At 69.0% G+C, this 18088-nt stretch carries 18 protein-coding genes; 10 read left to right on the forward strand and 8 right to left on the reverse strand.

Annotated features, from left to right (window positions below):
• Window positions 1–19: 19 nt before the first annotated feature.
• Window positions 20–1693 carry an FAD-binding oxidoreductase gene (locus FXO23_RS06310; RefSeq protein ID WP_425484841.1) on the reverse strand — a complete coding sequence of 558 codons (1674 nt, stop codon included), beginning with the start codon at window positions 1691–1693 and terminating at the stop codon, window positions 20–22.
• Here FXO23_RS06310 and FXO23_RS06315 point away from each other — a divergent pair.
• From FXO23_RS06315 to FXO23_RS06340, 6 genes are all read left to right on the forward strand, one after another.
• Window positions 1692–2366, forward strand: a complete 675-nt coding sequence (locus FXO23_RS06315) for a TetR/AcrR family transcriptional regulator (protein ID WP_158881763.1) — start codon at window positions 1692–1694, stop codon at window positions 2364–2366. The two genes, FXO23_RS06310 and FXO23_RS06315, sit on opposite strands and share 2 nt — an antisense overlap.
• Entirely contained in the window at window positions 2363–3904 is a 1542-nt protein-coding gene (locus FXO23_RS06320) for a glycerol-3-phosphate dehydrogenase/oxidase (RefSeq protein WP_158881765.1), read from the forward strand. The genes FXO23_RS06315 and FXO23_RS06320 overlap by 4 nt, the downstream gene beginning before the upstream one ends.
• A 96-nt stretch (window positions 3905–4000) precedes the next feature.
• Window positions 4001–4273, forward strand: coding sequence for a helix-turn-helix transcriptional regulator (locus tag FXO23_RS06325; RefSeq protein WP_158881767.1), 273 nt, complete (start codon window positions 4001–4003; stop codon window positions 4271–4273).
• Complete coding sequence (locus FXO23_RS06330; RefSeq protein WP_158881769.1) at window positions 4270–4821, forward strand: hypothetical protein; 552 nt, start codon at window positions 4270–4272, stop codon at window positions 4819–4821. Before FXO23_RS06325 ends, FXO23_RS06330 begins: the two co-directional genes overlap by 4 nt.
• The gene (locus FXO23_RS06335; protein WP_158881771.1) at window positions 4814–5731 is read left to right on the forward strand and encodes an ABC transporter ATP-binding protein; all 918 of its coding nucleotides are present in this window, start codon (window positions 4814–4816) and stop codon (window positions 5729–5731) included. The genes FXO23_RS06330 and FXO23_RS06335 overlap by 8 nt, the downstream gene beginning before the upstream one ends.
• Window positions 5728–6936 carry an ABC transporter permease gene (locus FXO23_RS06340; protein ID WP_158881773.1) on the forward strand — a complete coding sequence of 403 codons (1209 nt, stop codon included), beginning with the start codon at window positions 5728–5730 and terminating at the stop codon, window positions 6934–6936. The genes FXO23_RS06335 and FXO23_RS06340 overlap by 4 nt, the downstream gene beginning before the upstream one ends.
• An 82-nt stretch (window positions 6937–7018) precedes the next feature.
• Here FXO23_RS06340 and FXO23_RS06345 read toward each other — a convergent pair whose 3' ends face one another.
• The 3 genes from FXO23_RS06345 to FXO23_RS06355 form a co-directional block, all read right to left on the reverse strand.
• Complete coding sequence (locus FXO23_RS06345; RefSeq protein WP_158881775.1) at window positions 7019–8332, reverse strand: citrate synthase; 1314 nt, start codon at window positions 8330–8332, stop codon at window positions 7019–7021.
• Between the two features lie 248 nt (window positions 8333–8580).
• Window positions 8581–9516 carry a carbohydrate kinase family protein gene (locus FXO23_RS06350; protein WP_158881777.1) on the reverse strand — a complete coding sequence of 312 codons (936 nt, stop codon included), beginning with the start codon at window positions 9514–9516 and terminating at the stop codon, window positions 8581–8583.
• Window positions 9513–10139 (reverse strand): TetR/AcrR family transcriptional regulator, encoded by a 627-nt coding sequence (locus FXO23_RS06355; protein ID WP_158881779.1) that lies wholly within the window; start codon window positions 10137–10139, stop codon window positions 9513–9515. Before FXO23_RS06355 ends, FXO23_RS06350 begins: the two co-directional genes overlap by 4 nt.
• 109 nt (window positions 10140–10248) lie before the next feature.
• Between FXO23_RS06355 and FXO23_RS06360 the strand changes: the two genes are divergently transcribed.
• Window positions 10249–11385, forward strand: coding sequence for an acyl-CoA dehydrogenase family protein (locus FXO23_RS06360; RefSeq protein WP_158881781.1), 1137 nt, complete (start codon window positions 10249–10251; stop codon window positions 11383–11385).
• Between the two features lie 122 nt (window positions 11386–11507).
• Window positions 11508–12110 carry a Uma2 family endonuclease gene (locus FXO23_RS06365; RefSeq protein ID WP_158881783.1) on the forward strand — a complete coding sequence of 201 codons (603 nt, stop codon included), beginning with the start codon at window positions 11508–11510 and terminating at the stop codon, window positions 12108–12110.
• Here FXO23_RS06365 and FXO23_RS06370 read toward each other — a convergent pair.
• The 3 genes from FXO23_RS06370 to FXO23_RS06380 form a co-directional block, all read right to left on the reverse strand.
• Window positions 12107–13324: an amidohydrolase gene (locus tag FXO23_RS06370; protein ID WP_158881785.1), complete on the reverse strand. Its 1218-nt coding sequence runs from the start codon at window positions 13322–13324 to the stop codon at window positions 12107–12109. The two genes, FXO23_RS06365 and FXO23_RS06370, sit on opposite strands and share 4 nt — an antisense overlap.
• Before the next feature lie 50 nt (window positions 13325–13374).
• Window positions 13375–14283, reverse strand: coding sequence for an aldose 1-epimerase family protein (locus FXO23_RS06375; protein WP_158881787.1), 909 nt, complete (start codon window positions 14281–14283; stop codon window positions 13375–13377).
• A gap of 75 nt (window positions 14284–14358) precedes the next feature.
• On the reverse strand, window positions 14359–15216 hold the full coding sequence (locus FXO23_RS06380) for a helix-turn-helix domain-containing protein (RefSeq protein WP_158881789.1): 858 nt from the start codon (window positions 15214–15216) through the stop codon (window positions 14359–14361).
• Between the two features lie 113 nt (window positions 15217–15329).
• Between FXO23_RS06380 and FXO23_RS06385 the strand changes: the two genes are divergently transcribed.
• Complete coding sequence (locus tag FXO23_RS06385; protein ID WP_158881791.1) at window positions 15330–15890, forward strand: TetR/AcrR family transcriptional regulator; 561 nt, start codon at window positions 15330–15332, stop codon at window positions 15888–15890.
• A complete protein-coding gene (locus FXO23_RS06390; RefSeq protein WP_158881793.1) occupies window positions 15890–16735 on the forward strand; it encodes an MBL fold metallo-hydrolase in 846 nt (281 codons plus the stop codon). Before FXO23_RS06385 ends, FXO23_RS06390 begins: the two co-directional genes overlap by 1 nt.
• Here the strand turns inward: FXO23_RS06390 and FXO23_RS06395 are convergent.
• Window positions 16704–18062, reverse strand: coding sequence for an APC family permease (locus tag FXO23_RS06395; RefSeq protein ID WP_158881795.1), 1359 nt, complete (start codon window positions 18060–18062; stop codon window positions 16704–16706). The genes FXO23_RS06390 and FXO23_RS06395 overlap by 32 nt on opposite strands.
• Window positions 18063–18088: the final 26 nt, after the last annotated feature.

Genomic DNA, 18088 nt, shown 5'->3' on the forward strand with positions numbered 1-18088 from the left:
GGTCCCTTCCTGCCGACGCTCAGGAATCTTCGGCGGGGAGGAGCTTGCCGGGGTTGAGGATGCCGGTCGGGTCGACCGCGGACTTCGCCGCGCGCAGCACGTCGACGCCGAGGTCGCCGATTTCCGCGCGCAGGTACCGCGCGTGGTCGACCCCGACCGCGTGGTGGTGCGAGATGGTCCCCAGTGGACCGCCGGTGATCGCCTCGCAGGCCGCCCGTTTCGCGCGCTCCCACTGCCCGATCGGGTCGGCGTCGTCCCGCGCGGCCAGCACGGTGAAGTACAACGACGCCCCGGTCTCGTAGGCGTGCGAGATGTGGCACATCACGATCGGCGTGCCCAGCGCGCCGCGCAGCGCGGACCGGACCTCGTCGCGCAGCCGGTCCAGCTTCGACCAGTGCGCGGCGGTTTCCAGCGTCTCCACGCACACTCCGGCGTCGAGCAGCGCGTCCCGCTGCCGCGGCCCGGAGAACCGCCCGCGTTCCCACGCCTCGCCGGGCGACGAGCCGAGCCCGACCGCGCCGAACTCCCGCAGCAGCGCGACGGTCTTCTTGCGCCGCGACGCGATCTCCCGCTTCGACGCGCCCTCCCAGCCGAGCACCAGCAGGCACGGCGTACGCACTCCCCGCGCGGCGAGATAACGCCGCAGCAGCAGCGTCTTCCAGCCCGCGTTCAGCGCCAGCGAAACCTCGGTTTCGTCCACATCGGACAGACGGGTCACGTCGGCGAGCGCGCCGGACTGGGCGAGCCGCCGCATCGCCGAGGAACCGCGCTCCCAGCCGTCGAGCACGAATCCCTCGAACCGCCGGACCGCCGGGACCGGGCGCACCCGCAGGGCGACCTCGGTGATCACGCCGAGCGTGCCCTCGCTGCCCACCGCGAGCTGGCGCAGATCCGGCCCGGCCGCCGACGCGGGCGCGACGCCGAGCCGCCAGTCCCCGCGCGGGGTGGCCACCCGGACCCCGGACACCATGTCCTCGAACCGGCCGTACCCGGACGAAGCCTGGCCCGCCGACCGGGTCGCCGCGAACCCGCCGATCGTCGCGCGCTCGAACGACTGCGGCACATGACCGAGCGTCAGTCCGTGCGCGGCGAGCAGGCGTTCGGCGTCCGGCCCGCGCACCCCGGCGCCGAGGACCGCGATCCGCGACACCGGGTCCACCGACACCAGTTCGTCCAGCCGGGCCAGGTCCAGCGCGATCACCGCGTGCTTGTCGCCGCGCAGCGCGGTGACCCCGCCCACCACGGAGGTGCCGCCGCCGAACGGAACCACGGCGACGTCGTGGGAAACGCAGACCTCGAGCACGCGCTGAACCTGGCCGGGATCGGCGGGCACCACGACCGCGTCCGGAATCGCGAGTTCGCCGGGCGTCCGGCCGCCGATCGACCGCCGCCGCACCAAGTCGAGATAGGACAGACCGCCGGTGCGGCCGAGCCGTTCGAGCGGGTCGGTCAGCACGAAATCCGCGCCCACAACGGACGCCAAATCTGCACGTGCATCTGCACGTATTGCGGAATCCGGGACAACCACGGCGGAGTCCGGTCCAACCGCTGCGGCCCCACCGAGATTCCCGATACGCTCGGCGAGCCAGCGCACCGCCTTGGCCGGAAGGTGGGCCGCGTCACCGCCTTCTGAAGTCCAGAACCTACGCAATCGGTGGTCAACGATGTCGCTCACGACTACAGTGTGACACATGCGGCCCGAACGTCACACCACGCGCAAGCGGTACAGCCCGCCGGACGCGCAACCCAGCGGACTGGCGGACACCCGCAGCCGCCAGGCGGCCACCCGGGTCGCCGACGACGTGCTGCTCGACGCGGCCCGGGAATGCGTGCTCGCGGTCGGCGTCCGGCGCACCACGCTCGCCGAGATCGCCCGGACCGCCAAGGTCAGCCGGATGACGCTGTACCGGCGTTTCCCGGACGTGCGCAGCGTGCTCGCGGCCCTGATGACCCGCGAATTCGGCACGCTGCTGCAGCGGACCAGCGTGGTCGACCCGGAGGCCGGGAACGCCCGTGAGCGGCTGGTGCGCAGCTCGGTCGCCACGGTCCGCGCGCTGGGCAACGATCCGCTGATGCGCACCGTCCTGGACCGCGACGCCGAACTGGTCCTGCCCTACATCGTGGAACGCCTCGGCCGCACCCAGCTCATCGCCGAGCAGTTCGTCTCCGCCGCGCTGGAGGCGGGGAAACGGGACGGTTCGATCCGGCAGGGCGACCGGGCCGCCCAGGTCCGGGCGATCCTGCTCGTCGCACAGTCCTTTGTGCTCTCACTGCGCCCGGCAACGTCCGATGTGGACGAAGAGAAGCTGCTGTCGGAATTCGAGTACCTGCTGGAAACCGCGCTGACGCCCGGGGACCGGTCGTGATCCCCGGTTCGCTCAACGCGGGCCGCCGGGCTCGCGAACTCGACCAGCTGGCCGCCGGCGAACGGGTCGACCTCGCGGTCGTGGGCGGCGGGGTGACCGGGGCGGGCATCGCGTTGGACGCCGTCGCGCGGGGCCTGTCCGTGGCCCTGATCGAAGCCCACGACCTCGCTTTCGGCACTTCCCGCTGGTCCAGCAAGATGGTGCACGGCGGCCTGCGCTACCTCGCGAAGGGCGATGTCGCGCTGGCGCACGAAAGCGCGGTCGAGCGCGGGATCCTGATGACCCGCACCGCGCCGCACCTGACCAGGGCGGCGCCCCAGCTCATCCCGCTCTACCCGGAAACCTCCCGCCCGCGGCAGGCGTTCGTGGCAGCCGGGCTGTACGCGGGTGACGCGTTGCGCCGCGCGGCGGGCACGCCTTCGCACGTCCTGCCCCGCCCGCGCACGATTCCCGCCGCCGAAGCGCTCGCGCTGGCCCCCGGCCTGCGGCGGGCCGGGCTGCGCGGCGCGCTGCTCTCCTTCGACGGCGCGCTCACCGATGACGCGCGCCTGGTGGTGGCCCTGGCCCGGACGGCCGCGGCCCGCGGCGCCCGGATCCTGACCAGGCTCGCGGCCACCGAGGTGCACGCCGACCGGGTGCGCGTCCACGACGAGCTCACCGGCCGATCCGCGGACATCCTGGCTCGGCGGGTGATCAACGCGACCGGGGTGTGGGCGGGCGAACTCGTGCCCTCGGTGCGGTTGCGCCCGTCCCGCGGCTCCCATCTGGTGCTGTCGGCGGAGACGACCGGGCTGGCCGGTTCCTCGGTGATGGTGCCGGTGCCCGGCGAAAGCAACCGGTTCGTCCTGCTGCTGCCCCAGCCGGACGGGCGGGTCTACCTGGGCCTGACCGACGAACCGGCGGGCGGGGAGATCCCGGACGTGCCCGCGGTGTCCCAGTCCGATGTGGACTTCCTGCTGCCGGTCGCCTCGTCCGCGCTGGCCCGGCCGCTGACCGAACGGGACGTCCTCGGCTCGTTCGCCGGACTGCGCCCGCTCATCGACTCGGGCGCGGACGAGGCCAGCGCGGACCTGTCCCGCAAGCACGCGGTGCTGACCGCGGCCAACGGCGTGATCACCGTGGTCGGCGGCAAGCTCACCACGTATCGCCGGATGGCCGCGGACGCCGTCGACGCGGCCGGGCTGGCCGCCGGACCGTCCACCACCGACCGGCTCCCCCTGCTCGGCGCGGCGCCGCGGTCCCGGCTGGCCGCCATCGACGCCCCGGCCCGGCTGGTGGCGAAGTACGGCACCGAGGCGCCCCGGGTCGCCGCGGCCGGTGAGCTGGACCCGGCCCTGGCCGAACCGCTGTTCCCCGGCTGCGAGATCACCGCGGCGGAGGTCGTCTGGGCGGTGCGGCACGAGGGCGCGCTGGACGCCGCGGACGTGCTGACCCGCCGCACCCGGCTCGCCCTGGTCCCCGCCGACGCCGCCGCGGCCGAACCCCGGGTCCGCGACCTGGTCGACCGCGCCCTCCAAGGTGTCGCCGTCTCCCCCTGATCCGGGCTGTCCCGGCCGCCGAAAGTGGCAGCGCTTTCGGCGAGGGGGCGTTGTATCGAGTTGACGAGGCGTTGGGTTTTTGCAACAGTAGGTTGTATGAGTCCGGTCCGGCGTGGCAAAGAGCTGCCCATCTACAACCGGCTCCAGGTACTCCGGGCCGAGCGGGGCATGAGCCGCGCCGCGCTGGCCGAGGCCGTCGAGGTGAATCCGCAGACGATCGGCGCCCTGGAGCGGGGCGACCACTACCCGAGCCTGGACCTGGCCCTGCGCATCTGCGCTGTGTTCGGGCTGCCGGTCGAGGCCGTGTTCAACCGGGAGCCGTTCACGCCGCTGTCCACTCAGGTCTACCGCAAGGAGGGGGAGAAATGAGTCCCGTGCGAAGCTTCCTGGCCACGCGCTGGGACGTTTTCCTCGCCCGGATGGAACGGGCGGAAGCCAAACGCGCCCGGATGCTGCCCGGCTGGCGAACCCGTCGACGGCGCCGATCGCTGGTGCTGCTGATGCTCGTCGGGATCGCGCCGATGCTGGTCGCCGCCGCGATCATGGCGGAGGAGACCATCTGGATCTTCTTCGCGCTGTGGTTCACCGGATTCATCCTGTGGATGATCGGTTTCGCGTTGCTGCGCATCCTCACCGGCAAGATGTCCAGCGCGTTCTCCGTGCTGCTCGACGAACGCGAGCGGGAGATGCGGCACCGGGTGACGCACCTGAGTTTCCAGGTGCTCGTGTACCTCATGGCGTTCGCCATGTTGTACACGCTGGCGATCGCGAACCAGGCCGACGCCGCGTTCCGCGGGGCCCTGATGATGGCCGTGCTGCTCATGCTCGGCTCCTCCGGGCCGACCATCGTACTGGGCTGGACCTTGCCGGACGACGATCCTTCAGACTTCAGCGAAGAGGGGAATTCTGTTGCCTGACAACACTTTGGAGATCGACGCGATCTCCAAGCGCTACGGTGACGTCGTCGCGCTCGACGCCGTCACGTTCGACGTGCGGCCCGGCGAGCTGTTCGGTTTCGTGGGCAGCAACGGCGCCGGGAAGACCACGACCATGCGGATCGCGCTGGGGGTTCTGGCCGCGGACTCCGGCGAGGTCCGGTTCGACGGCCATCCGATCACGCACGAGACCCGCACGCACATCGGGTACATGCCCGAGGAACGCGGGCTGTACCCGAAGATGAAGGTGCTCGACCAGCTCGTCTACCTCGCCGAGCTGCACGGGTTGTCCGCGAACCAGGCGCACAAGAGCGCGGAGGACTGGATCACCCGGCTCGGCCTCGCCGAGCGCCGGGGCGACCCGGTGGAGAAACTCAGCCTGGGCAACCAGCAACGCGTGCAGCTCGCCGCCGCGCTGGTGCACGATCCGGCGGTGCTGGTGCTCGACGAACCGTTCTCCGGCCTCGACCCGATCGCGGTCGACGTGATGAGCGAGGTGCTGCGCGAGAAGGCGGCCACCGGCGTGCCGGTGGTGTTCTCCAGCCACCAGCTCGATCTCGTGGAACGGCTCTGCGACCGGGTCGGCATCATCCGAAGTGGACGGATGGTGGCGTGCGGCACGGTGGCCGAGCTGACCGCCGACGCGGGCGTGCAACTGGTCGTCTCGGCGCCGCACGCGCCCGAAGGCTGGGCGCGGAGCCTGCCCGGGGTGCGGGTGCTGTCCGAGCGACCCGGCAGCACGATCGTCGAACTCGACCCGAGCGCGGACGATCAGGCGGTGCTCGCCGCCGCGCTGTCGACCGGGCCGGTGAACGAGTTCAGTCGCCGCCGCCCCACCCTGACCGAACTGTTCCGCACCGCGGTCACCGACAAGCCAGGGGGAACCCGATGACCACTCCGCCGAACCGGCGCTCGGTGCGCCCCGTCCAGGCCGTCCGCCTGGTCGCGCGCCGTGAGCTGAACACCCGCCTGCGCACCCGGTCGTTCCTGATCGGCACCGCGGTCATCCTGGTCGTGCTGATGGGTTACCTGCTCCTGCAGGCGAACCTGTTCGGCCAGGCGAACCGCGCCACGATCGGCCTCGCCGGGCAGACCGCCGCGATCGCCGACCAGTTGCAGGCCGCCGCCGGGCAGGCCGGCAAGGAAGTGGACATCCGCCCGGTGTCCAATCCGGACGAGGGCCGGAAGCAGGTTGCCGACGGCGACCTCGACGCGCTGGTCTCCGGCAACGCCGCCGACCTCCGCGTGCTGGTGAAGTCCGATTTGGACAAACAGATCCGGGCTGTGCTCAACGGAATCTCGCAGCAGGAGGTCCTGCGCGCCAAGCTGCTGGAAGCCGATCAGGACCCGAACCAGGTGCTGGCCGAGGTCGGCGCCACCCAGGTCAAGGTCAGCGAGCTGGAGCCGCCCAATCCCGAACGCGGTCAGCGCCTGGCGATCGGCCTGATCACGATCTTCTTGCTCTTCTTCGGCATCCAGACCTACGGCGCCTACGTGGCCCAGGGCGTGGTCGAGGAGAAGTCCAGCCGGGTGGTGGAAATCCTGCTGTCCACGGTCCGCCCGTGGCAGCTCATGCTGGGCAAGGTGATCGGGCTCGGCCTGGTCGGCCTGGTGCAGCTGGTGATCATCGCGGCGGCCGGGCTGGCGATGGCCTCGGCCACCGGTGTGCTCACCCTTTCCGGGGTGGCGACGGGCGCGCTGCTGTGGTCGGTCGTCTGGTACCTGCTGGGTTTCTTCCTCTACGCCACGGTCTACGCGGGCGCGGGCTCGCTGGTGTCGCGGCAGGAGGACACCCAGACCGTGATCGCGCCGGTGACGATGACCCTGACGATCGGTTTCATCGTCGGGTTCAACGTGATGCTGCAGAGCCCCGACGGCGCCACGACGAAGGTGCTCTCGCTGATCCCGCTCTTCTCGCCGATCCTGATGCCCGGCCGGATCGCCGCGGGCACGGCCGCCGACTGGGAGGTCGCGCTCTCCATCGCGCTCACCCTGCTCGCCGTCGCCGCACTCACCTTCGTCGCGGGCAAGATCTACCAGAACGCGGTCCTGCGCACCGGCAGCCGCATCCGAATCCTCGACGCCCTCCGCGGCTGACCAGATCCCGAGATGTCATGAGGGGACCCCTCCAGACAAATTTTGTCTGGAGGGGTCCCCTCATGACAAAGGCGACTCGAGGTCAGCGGTCGGCGATGGGGGCGTAGTCCCGTTCCTTCTCGCCGGTGTAGATCTGGCGCGGGCGGCCGATCTTGGTGGCCGGGTCCTGGATCATCTCGCGCCAGTGCGCGATCCAGCCCGGCAGGCGGCCGAGTGCGAAGAGGACGGTGAAGTACTTCGTCGGGAACCCGAGCGCCCGGTAGATCAGTCCGGTGTAGAAGTCCACGTTCGGGTAGAGCTTGCGCTCGACGAAGTAATCGTCGGAAAGCGCGGTCTCTTCCAGTTTCTTCGCGATGTCCAGCAACTGGTCACCGGCGCCGAGCTTGGTGAGGATGTCGTCCGCGGTCTTCTTGATGATCTTCGCGCGCGGGTCGTAGTTCTTGTAGACCCGGTGCCCGAAGCCCATCAGGCGGACACCCTTTTCCTTGTTCTTGACCCGGTTGACGAAGTCCTGCACGTCGCCGCCGTTGTCCCGGATGCCCTCGAGCATGTCCAGCACCGCCGCGTTCGCGCCGCCGTGCAGCGGGCCGAAGAGCGCGTTGATCCCGGCCGAGATGCTGGCGAACAGGTTCGCCTCGGACGAGCCGACCAGCCGCACGGTCGAGGTGGAGCAGTTCTGCTCGTGGTCGGCGTGCAGGATGAACAGCAGGTCGAGCGCCTTGGCCACCTCGGGGTCGACCTCGTACGGCTCGGCCGGCAGGCCGAAGGTCAGCCGCAGGAAGTTCTCCACCAGGCCGAGCGAGTTGTCCGGGTAGAGGAACGGCTGCCCGATCGACTTCTTGTAGGCGTAGGCGGCCAGCGTCGGCACCTTGGCCAGCAGGCGGATGGTGGACAGCTCCACGTTCGGTTCGTCGAACGGGTTCAGCGAGTCCTGGTAGAAAGTGGACAGTGCGGACACCGCGCTGGACAGCACCGGCATCGGGTGCGCGTCGCGCGGGAAGCCGTCGAAGAAGCGCTTGAGGTCCTCGTGCAGCAGGGTGTGCCGGTTGATCCTCGAGGTGAAGTCGTCCAGCTGCTGCTGGTTCGGCAGGTGGCCGTAGATCAGCAGATAGGAAACCTCGATGAACGTCGAATGCTGAGCGAGTTGCTCGATGGGATAACCGCGATACCGGAGAATTCCGGCATCGCCATCAATATAGGTAATGGCCGAGGAGGCGGCGCCGGTGTTGACGAAGCCGGGGTCCAGCGTGATGTACCCGGTCTGCGCCAGCAGCTTCCCCAGTTCGATCCCCGGAGCACCCTCGACGGCGTGTACTACCTTCAGCTCGTGCTCGCCGTTCGGCAGGCGCAGCGCGACGGTCTCACCACCGGCCTGCGCACTCGTCGCGTCGGACATGCAAGTCCCTCTCACGGTCACACGGGGTCGGCGGCGCCTGCACGTTCCGCAGGCCGCCCTTTGTTCACGCGCGACCGCTCATGGGTCTCGCCGCACACCGCCCCGCTGGGGTATGAATTCAGCTTTACGTTAGTCGACCAAGGGGTATCCGCGCAGCCGCTGAGTTACCCACAGCTATGGGTTTGGGACCAGGTTCACACACCAGGCGGTGCCGGTGATCTTCCGCGGCGTCCGGGGTAGCCGGTGGATCACCCGGGGTAGCTCTCCAGTTCGGCCGCGGTCGGGGGTTCCGCGCCGCTGCGCGAAACTGTGATCGCCGCCGCCTTCGCGGCGTATTCGAGCGCCGCGGCCCAGTCCGCCCGATCGAGCGAGGTGAGCTGGCCCACTTCCCGGCTGTGCAACCACGCCAGCAGCGCGCCCTGCACGGTGTCCCCCGCCCCGATCGTGTCGACCAGCTCGGCGCGCGCGGGCGGTACGCGCACCGGGTCGGCGGACGCGGTGAGCGCCACGAGTCCCTCGGCGCCCTTGGTCAGCACGACCGCGTCCACCCCGGCGTCGAGCCACGATTTCGCGGCGGTCTCGGCATCCGCGCCCCGGGTGAGCCATTCGGCGTCGTCGTCGGAGATCTTGAGCAGCCGGACATCCGGCAGCCAGGACTCGAACCGGGCGCGGTAGGCGCGTGGATCGGCGATGAAGTCGGCGCGGATGTTCGGATCGAGCGCGGTCAGCACCCCCCGCGCGGACTCGCGGCGCAGCACGGCCTCGTAGCTGGTCGCGCACGGCTCCAGCACCATGCCCAGGGAACCCAGGGAAAGCGCGGAGACCTCGTCCGGCAGGGGGCCGGGATCGGCGACCATCCGGTCCGCGGTGCCCTCGACGTAGAAGGCGTAGTGCGCGGCGCCGCGTTCGTCGAGGGTGACCACCGCGAGCGTGGTCGGTTCCTCGCCGCGCTGCGCCAGCGAAGTGTCGACTGTGGACTCACGTAACCGCTCGAGCAGCGCCTCACCGAACTGGTCGGTGGAAAAACGAGACAGAAACCGGACAGGAATTCCCAGCCGCCCCGCGGTCAGCGCGACGTTGTACGGCCCGCCACCCAATCGAGGGAGCAGCGGCCGCAGCCCGCCGTCCACTGTGGACTCACCCGGAACGAGGTCGACCAGCGCCTCTCCACCCACCACAATCACGGGCGCGATGCTAGCCCGCCGAGGAGCAGATCGGCCAGGGCGGTGAACGCTTCCGCGTCGCTCACCCCGGTCCGCGAGCCGATCACGCCGGTCTGGATGCCCTCGATGAGCACGCTCGCCATCTCGGAGATCAGCCCGGCGCGCACGTCCCGGAACACCCCGTCGGCCACGCCCTTGGCGATGAATTCGCGGATCCGGCGCGCGGCCGCCCGGCTGTTCATCTCGTAGGTGGCCCGGGCGGGGCCGAAGTCCGCGATGTCGGACATGAACGCGGGCGAGGCCCGGTTCAGGAAGTCCGACACCCCGGACAGGTACTCGCCGAGGATCTTGCGCGCGTCCTCGATGCCTTCGATGCGCGCCTCGATCTGCTCGGCGGCGGTCTTGAAGAAGTGCCCGACCACCTTCACCGCGAGCTGTTCCTTGCTCGGCGCGAGCGCGTAGAGCGTCGACTTCGAGCAGCGCATGCGCGCGGCGAGCTCGTCGAGGGTGAACTGGGCGAAGCCCTCGGCGAGGAACAGGGCTTCGAGTTCGGCCAGCAGCGCGCGCTGCCGGGCGGTGGGCTGGCGGCGCCCTTCCGGGGCGCGCAGCGGGACCCGGCGAGCGGGGGCGTCGGCTTCGGCCATTGGTCCACCGTATGCGTTCGGTTCGACGCGTGACCCGCGCCGCCCGTCTAGGGTACTCTCGAACGGCCCACAGTACTGTTTTCAGTACGGTTTCTTTTCCGGAGGAATCATGCCGGCGGAACGGCTGCTGCCCACCACCGAAGCGAAGGACCTGCTCGCGCTCGCCACCGAGATCGCCCGCGAGGAGCTCGCGCCACTGGCCGCGGAGTACGAGGAGGCGGAGCGGTTCCCGCGGGAGCAGTTCCGGCTGCTCGGCAAGTCCGGCCTGCTCGGGCTGCCGTACTCGGAGCGCTGGGGCGGCGGCGAGGTGCCGTACGAGGTGTACCTGCAGGTGCTGGAGGAGATCGCGGCCGCGTGGATGTCGGTCGGCGTGGGGCTGTCGGTGCACACCATGTCCTGCCACGCGCTGGCGCACCACGGCACGGACGCCCAGCGCGACCGCTGGCTCCCGGCGATGCTGGAGGGCAACCTGCTCGGCGCGTACGCCCTGTCCGAGAGCCAGGCGGGCTCGGACGCGGCGGCGCTGGCCACCCGCGCCCGCCGGGACGGCGACCAGTACGTCGTCGACGGCACCAAGGCGTGGATCACGCACGGTGGCCAGGCGGACTTCTACACGACCATGGTCCGCACCGGCGAGGACTCCATCTCGTGCCTGCTGGTCGACAGCCAGACCCCGGGCCTGTCCGCCGCCCCGCCGGAACGCAAGATGGGCCTGACCGGCTCGACCACGTCCCAGATGATCTTCTCCGCGGCCCGGGTGGACGCCGACCGCCTGATCGGCGCGGAGGGCGACGGCCTGCGGATCGCGCTGTCGTCGCTCAGCTCGGGACGCCTCGGCATCGCCGCGTGCGCGGTCGGCCTGGCCCAGGCCGCCCTGGACGAGGCCGTGGCGTACGCGAAGGAGCGGACCCAGTTCGGCAAGCCGATCATCGAGTTCCAGGGCTTGGAGTTCCTGCTCGCCGACATGGCCGCGGCCGTCGAGTCGGCGCGGGCCACCTACCTGGACGCGGCCCGCCGCCGGGATCGCGGGATGCCGTTCAAACGGCAGGCGTCGATCGCGAAACTGGTGTCCACGGACGCCGCGATGAAGGTGACCACGGACGCCGTGCAGGTGCTCGGCGGCGCCGGGTACACCCGGGACTTCCCGGTGGAGCGGTACATGCGGGAAGCGAAGGTCCCCCAGATCTTCGAGGGCACCAACCAGATCCAACGCCTGGTCATCGCCCGCGAACTCCGCAACGCGTAACCCGCGACCTCCACGAACGGGCCGTTCATGGCGCTGAACGGCCTGAAGTCGGCATTCGCGGCATTTCGGTTCGGGGCTCGAGTCGCGATCATGGGAGACTTGCGGCGAAGTGAGGAGATGCTATGACCGCTCTTCCCGAGCACTCACCCGAGCCGCGGTTCCCAGTGATCGACGAACCACTGACGATCGCAGAGTACCTAGAGCTCGGTGAGCCCAGATCTGGATACACCGAACTGATAGAAGGCAGTCTGTTGATGTCGCCCAGTCCCAAGCCGCGCCACAACATCGCCTCGGGGCGGCTGTACATACAGCTGACACAACAGGTGCCTGATCACCTTGAACCCATCCAGGACCTGGACATCGACCTTCAACTGAATCCGCCGGATCAACCGGGATTTTCCCGACGACCGGACTTGGTGGTGGTCAATCGCAAGGCCCTCGATCGTGTGGACGCGGACGGGGACATAATTCGCGCCGACGAGGTACTCGTCGTAGTCGAGATCGTGTCACCTGGCTCGCACCGTATCGACCGGGTGCATAAGCGCGGTGAGTACGCCGACGCGGGGATTCCGCATTACTGGATAGTCGACCTCGACAAGCCGGTGTCGCTCGTCGCCTGCCACCTCACCGAGGAGTTCGGCTACCGCGACGCCCCGGAAGCCACCGGCATGTTCACCGCAACCGATCCGTTCCCGGTCCAGATCGATCTGAACGCGCTTCGCTAGCGGCGTTCGGTGTAGCGGCGGGTGGCGACGACGCCTTCGCCGGTGGCCTCGTCGAAGTGGTACACCTCGCGGCCCCGGACGAAGACGCGCAGCGCGCGGTTCATCACGTCCAGCGGGTCGCCGGACCAGATCGCCACGTCCGCGTCCAGGCCCGGTTTGAGCGCGCCGATCCGGTCGTCGAGGCCGAGCATGGCGGCCGGGTTCACGGTGAGGGCGCGCAGCGCGGTTTCCGGGTCCAGGCCCTCCTTGACCGCGAGCGCCGCCTGGTAGACGAGGAAGTTGATGGGGACCACCGGGTGGTCGGTGGTGATCGCCAGCTTGACCCCGGCGCGCGCCAGGATGCCCGCCGAGCGCAGCGTCCGGTTCCGCAGTTCGACCTTGACCCGGCTGGTGAACAGCGGCCCGAGGATCACCGGGACCTGGTGTTCGGCCAGCAGATCGGCGATGAGATGCCCCTCGGTGCCGTGGTTGACCACCAGCTTGTAGCCGAACTCCTGGGAGAGCCGGATCGCGGTCACGATGTCGTCGGCGCGGTGCGTGTGCTGATCCCAGTACAGCTCGCCGTCGAGCACCCTGGTCAGGGCTTCCAGCGTCAGGTCCGTGTCGAACGGCTTGCCCTCGGCGCGCGCGTGGTCCCGCTGGGCCGCGTAGTTGCGGGCCTTGGTGAACGCCTCCCGGATGATCGCCGCCACCCCGAGCCGCGTCGACGGCGTCTTGTCCTTGTCGCCGTACACCCGCTTCGGGTTCTCGCCGAGCGCGCTCTTCACACTCACCGATTCGGCGAACACCATGTCCAGCGCGCTGCGCCCCCAGGTCTTCACGCCGACGGTCTGCCCGCCGATCGGATTCCCGGAGCCCGGTTTGATCACCACGCTGGTGACCCCACCGGAGAGCGCGTCGTCGAACCCGATCTCGTATGGGTCGATGCCGTCGATCGCCCGGAACCGCGCCCCGTTCGGGTCGGTCATCTCGTTGGTGTCGTTGCCGGACCAGCCTTCGCCGTCCTCGTGCACCCCGAGATGCGCGTGCGCGTCGATGAACCCGGGCAGCACCCACGCCCCGGCCGCGTCGATCAGCTCGGCGTCCTCCGGCACGTCCACATCGCGTTCCGCACCGACCTCGACGATCTTGTCGTCGGAGATCAGCACCGTGCCGCCGTCGATCGGATCGCCGTCGACGGGGACCACATAGCCACCAATGATCGCGCTCACCATGGTTCGACACGCTAACGAATGCCGCCGAACGAGTGAACCCGGGTTCTGGATCAAGGTTGCACGCGCACGCCCCAGCTGCCGGTCCAGGACTCGCCGGGTTCGAGGTCGATCAGGTCGGTGCCCGAGTTCAGCGCGTCCGCCGGGCACGTCATCGGCTCGATCGCCACCGCACGCCCCCGGCCGACCAGATCGTCGGGGGTGAACACCTGGACCCACCGGAAATCGGGGCCGGTCCACACGTCGACCCATTTGCCCTCGTGGGAAAGGACGTGGTGGTGCAAGCCGTCCTCGCCCGTTTCGAGCCCGCCGAACGTGGTGTCCAGGACGTTCCCGCCGAGGATCTTGCCCGACCGGAAGTCGTAGCCGGTGCCGTCGACGTCCTGCTCGTCCGCGTACGGCAACTGGTTCGAGTCGTCGAACGGCCGCACCCGGGTCGCGGACAGGGTCAGCGTGAGGTCGTCGGTCGGCAGGTCGCCGATGCGGAAGTAGGGGTGCGTGCCCACCCCGACCCCGATCGCGGACTCGCCGTCGTTGCGGATCTCGTGCGTCACCGTCAGCCCGCGCGGGGCGACCTCGTAGGTGATCGAGGCGTGCAGCGGCACCGGCCAGCCCGGTTCGCCGTCGATGGCGATCTCGAACGTGATCGACGATTCGGCGTGCTCGACGAGTTGCCACTCCTTGCGCCTGGTCAGCCCGTGGATGGCGTTGCCGCGGGCGGGTTCGGTGACCTCGAGCTGCTGCTTTTCGCCCTGGTAGACCCATTCGGCGGCCTTGGTGCGGTTCGGCCAGGGCAGCAGCACCTGCCCGGCGGCCTTGGGCGGTTTGACGTCGGAGTCGAACGCCTCGACATACGGCACGCCGTTGATCTCGAAGGCCCGCAGGCCCGCGCCGATCTCGGTGACGACCGCGCGAGCACCGCCGCGGAGCAATTCGAACTGTTCGCCGGTGGGTTCAGCCATACCCGCCAACCTACCGGCGACCGCTCCCTTATGCGCCCACACCCGCCAGAACGATCTCTGGTCCATAGTGGACGCTCAGGCCCATGATCGCGCGGTTTGCTCCAGTTCCACGATCTCCTTTTCGATGAACGCCACTGCGTCGTCTGGTGACAACGCTGCCGCGCGCAACCGATCGAATACCTCGCTCACGGCCTTGACCTCCTCGGGTTTCTCGTTTCGCGTTTGACCGGCTGCGTTCTCCTGGTAGAGCAGATCGGGTCCGCCCGGACCATCGAAGCTGAGAATGACGAAAGCGCCATCCATCCCCTGATGCGATTCGATGCCGTAGGGCATGACTTGCAGCGTGACTGTCGGCAACTCAGCACAGGCAATGAGGTGGTGCAGTTGCGCACGCATCACCTCCGGCCCGCCGATCGGACGTCGCAGCACCGATTCATCAATGATCGCGTGCAGTCGGATCGGAGTCTCAGTGTCGTGTAAACGCCGCCGCCGGTACAGGCGCGCCTTGATCTCATTCTCCCGTTTCTGCTCGGTATAAGTGCCCATGCTGCGAAACAGAGTGCGCATATAGTCCTCATCCTGAAGCAGCCCGGGTACGAACGCGAGCTGCCAGGTCCGCACCGCGCTCGCCTCGGTTTCCAGTTCGAGGTATCCCGTTCCCTTGAGTCCGAAGTCCAGCCACCATCCCTTCCTCTTCGCCTTGCGCGACAGATCGAGCAGTGAATCGTCGCGTTGGTCGTAGATGTCCATCATCGAGCGGAGAAGATGGACATTGGCATGGGTCTCGCCTTTCTCCACTCGGTGCAGGCTTGTGCGAGTGAGATCCAGCTTCGCTGCCGCCTCCTCCAAGGTCATGCCTGCTTGTTCCCGGAGCCGCCGGACCTTGCGACCGAGTCGAACCTTGCCCAATGGCGGCGTGGTGCGTGTCGACACGTTCGTAACCTCCCGTAACCGAACGATCGCACCATGATGACATTCGGGGCCGACAAAACCGGGAATTCCGGTTTAACTAGACCGGTCGTCATAGTTTGGGCTACCGTCGGCGCATGGCTCGGCGGACCGACACTCGGCAGCGGATGATCGACACCGCGGCCGATCTCTTCCACACCCAGGGTTACCACGCCACCGGGTTGAACCAGCTGGTCAGCGCGGGTGGCGCGCCCAAGGGGTCGCTGTACTTCCACTTCCCCGGCGGCAAGGAGCAGCTCGCCGCCGAGGCGCTCGCGAGGTCCGGCGAGCAACTGTGCGAAGCGCTGCGAGCCCTGCTCGCCGACGATGACCTCGATGCGGTGTTCGCGGCACTGGAGCAGAACCTGATCGACTCGGACTTCCAGCGCGGGTGTCCGCTCGCGACGGTCGCGCTGGACGCGGCGGGGAGCGAGCGGATCCGGGAGGCGTGCGTGAGCGGCTACTCGTCCTGGCATGCCGTGATCGCGGAATTCCTTACCAGGCAAGGAATCAAGAAGGCACGGGCGAGAGAACTGGGCACGGTCGCGCTCGCTTCGATCGAGGGCGCCCTCTTACTGGCGAAGATCCAGCGCGACCTCGCCCCACTCCGAGCGGTCGCCAAGCACCTGCGTACCACCCTCGAAAAGGAGTCGGCCTGATGCGCATCCACCACCTCAACTGCGGCACCATGCGCCCCTTCGGCGGGCGGCTCATCGACGGCACCGGCGGCCCGCTGCACCGGGCCGAGATGGTCTGCCACTGCCTGCTGATCGAGCACGATTCCGGGCTGGTGCTGGTGGACACCGGGATGGGCGAGCAGGGCGTCCGGCGGCCCGCCGAATGGCTGGGCAAACCCTTCCTCCGGCTGACCAATCCGGTCAACGCGGCGGCGGAAACCGCTGTCCGGCAAGTGGAAAAGCTCGGCTACCGGGCCGAGGACGTGCGGGACATCGTGCTCACGCACCTCGACCTGGACCACGCGGGCGGGCTCGCCGACTTCCCGCACGCGACCGTGCACGTGTACGCCGAGGAACTCCGCTCGCTCACCTCGCCGCGGGATTTCCGGGAGCGCACCAGGTACCGGCCGATCCAGTTCGAGCACGGGCCGAAGTGGGAAAGCTACGGGGATTTCGGCGAAGACTGGTTCGGGTTCGACGCGGTTCGGGACCTGAAGGGGCTGCCGCCGGAGATCCTGATCGTGCCGCTCGCCGGGCACACGCGCGGGCATGCGGGGGTCGCGGTGGACAGCGGCGACGGCTGGCTGCTGAACGCCGGGGACTCCTACTTCTTCCACGGGCAGATGGATCCGGTGCGGCCGCACCGGCCGGTCGGGCTGGCAGCGTTCGAAACCTTCGTGCAGACCGTGCGCGGGCCGCGGCTGGAGAACCAGCGGCGGCTGGCCGAACTCGTGCGGGACCACCGCGACGAGGTGACCGTGTTCTCCGCGCACAGCCCGGTCGAACTGCGTGCGCTCAGGCGGGTTGCTCCTTCTTCGACTTCGTGACCCGCAGGAAGACCCAGTTGAGCAGCCACAGCGCCACGCCGATGCCGAGCAGGGTCCCGGCGTAGGCGTACTCCTTGGGGTCGCGGCCGGTGACCGGGCTGGCGAAGAACGCGCACGAGATCGCGCCGAGGATCGGGACCCAGGTCGGCGCGCGGAAATGCTTGTGCTCCACCTTCTCCCTGCGCAGCACCAGAACCGAGATGTTGACCAGCGCGAAGACGGTCAGCAGCAGCAACGAGGTCGTGCCGCCGAGGCTTTCGATCTTCAACGCGCTGACCAGGCCGACCGCGAGCAGGCTGGTGAACACGATCGCGATCCACGGCGTGCGGCGGAACGGGTGCACGGTGGCGAACTGCTTCGGGATGATGTTCTCGTTCGCCATGCCGTAGACGAGACGGCTGGCCATCAGCATGTTGATCAGCGCCGAGTTGATCACGGCGAACAGCGCGATCCCGGAGAACAGCAGCGGCGGGAAGCCCGGCGCGCCGGTCTTCACCACGTCGAGCAGCGGGGCCGTGGTCGACGAGAGCTTGTCGACCGGCAGCAGCAGCGAGGAGGCGAGTGCGACCAGCAGGTAGATGATCCCGCAGATGACGATTCCGCCGAGCATGGCCTTGGGGAAGATCTTGACCGGGTTCTTGCACTCCTCGGCCATGTTCACCGAGTCCTCGAACCCGACCATCGCGTAGAACGCGAGCGCGGTCGCCGCGGTGACGCCGAAGAACGCGCCGCCCTCGGTGTCGAACTCCAGCAGGCGGCCCGGATCGCCCCGGCCTTCCAGCACCGCGAAGAAGCCGATCGCGATGACGATCAGCAGGCCGCTCAGCTCGATCGCGGTGAGCACCACGTTGAGCTTCACCGATTCGTTGACCCCGCGGAAGTTGATCAGCGCGAGGACCGCGATGAACACGATCGCGACGATCAGCGAGGGCGCGTGCACGAACTCCTGCAGGTACTTCCCGCTGAAGCCCTGCGCGGCGACCCCGGCCGAGGTGAGGCCCGAGCACATGACCGCGAAGGCGACGATGAACGTCAGGAACTGGATGCCGAACGCGCGGTTGACGTACAGCGCGGCGCCGGCCGCCCGCGGGTACTTCCCGACCAGTTCCAGATAGCTGAACGCGGTCAGGAAGGCGACAAAGAACGCGATCAGGAACGGCAGCCAGAGCGCTCCGCCGACGTGCCCGGCGACCTTGCCGGTCAGCGTGTAGATGCTGGCGCCGAGGATGTCCCCGACCACGAACAGCATGAGCAGCTTGGGGCCCATGACCCGCTTGAGCTCAGGCTCCCCGGTTTCCTCGTGCGGTGGTGTCGTCACCTCAGCCATGCCGGGAGAGTGTGCCCGATCCCGGT

The sequence above is a fragment of the Amycolatopsis anabasis genome, assembly GCF_009765355.1.
GTDB classification, from domain to species: domain Bacteria; phylum Actinomycetota; class Actinomycetes; order Mycobacteriales; family Pseudonocardiaceae; genus Amycolatopsis; species Amycolatopsis anabasis.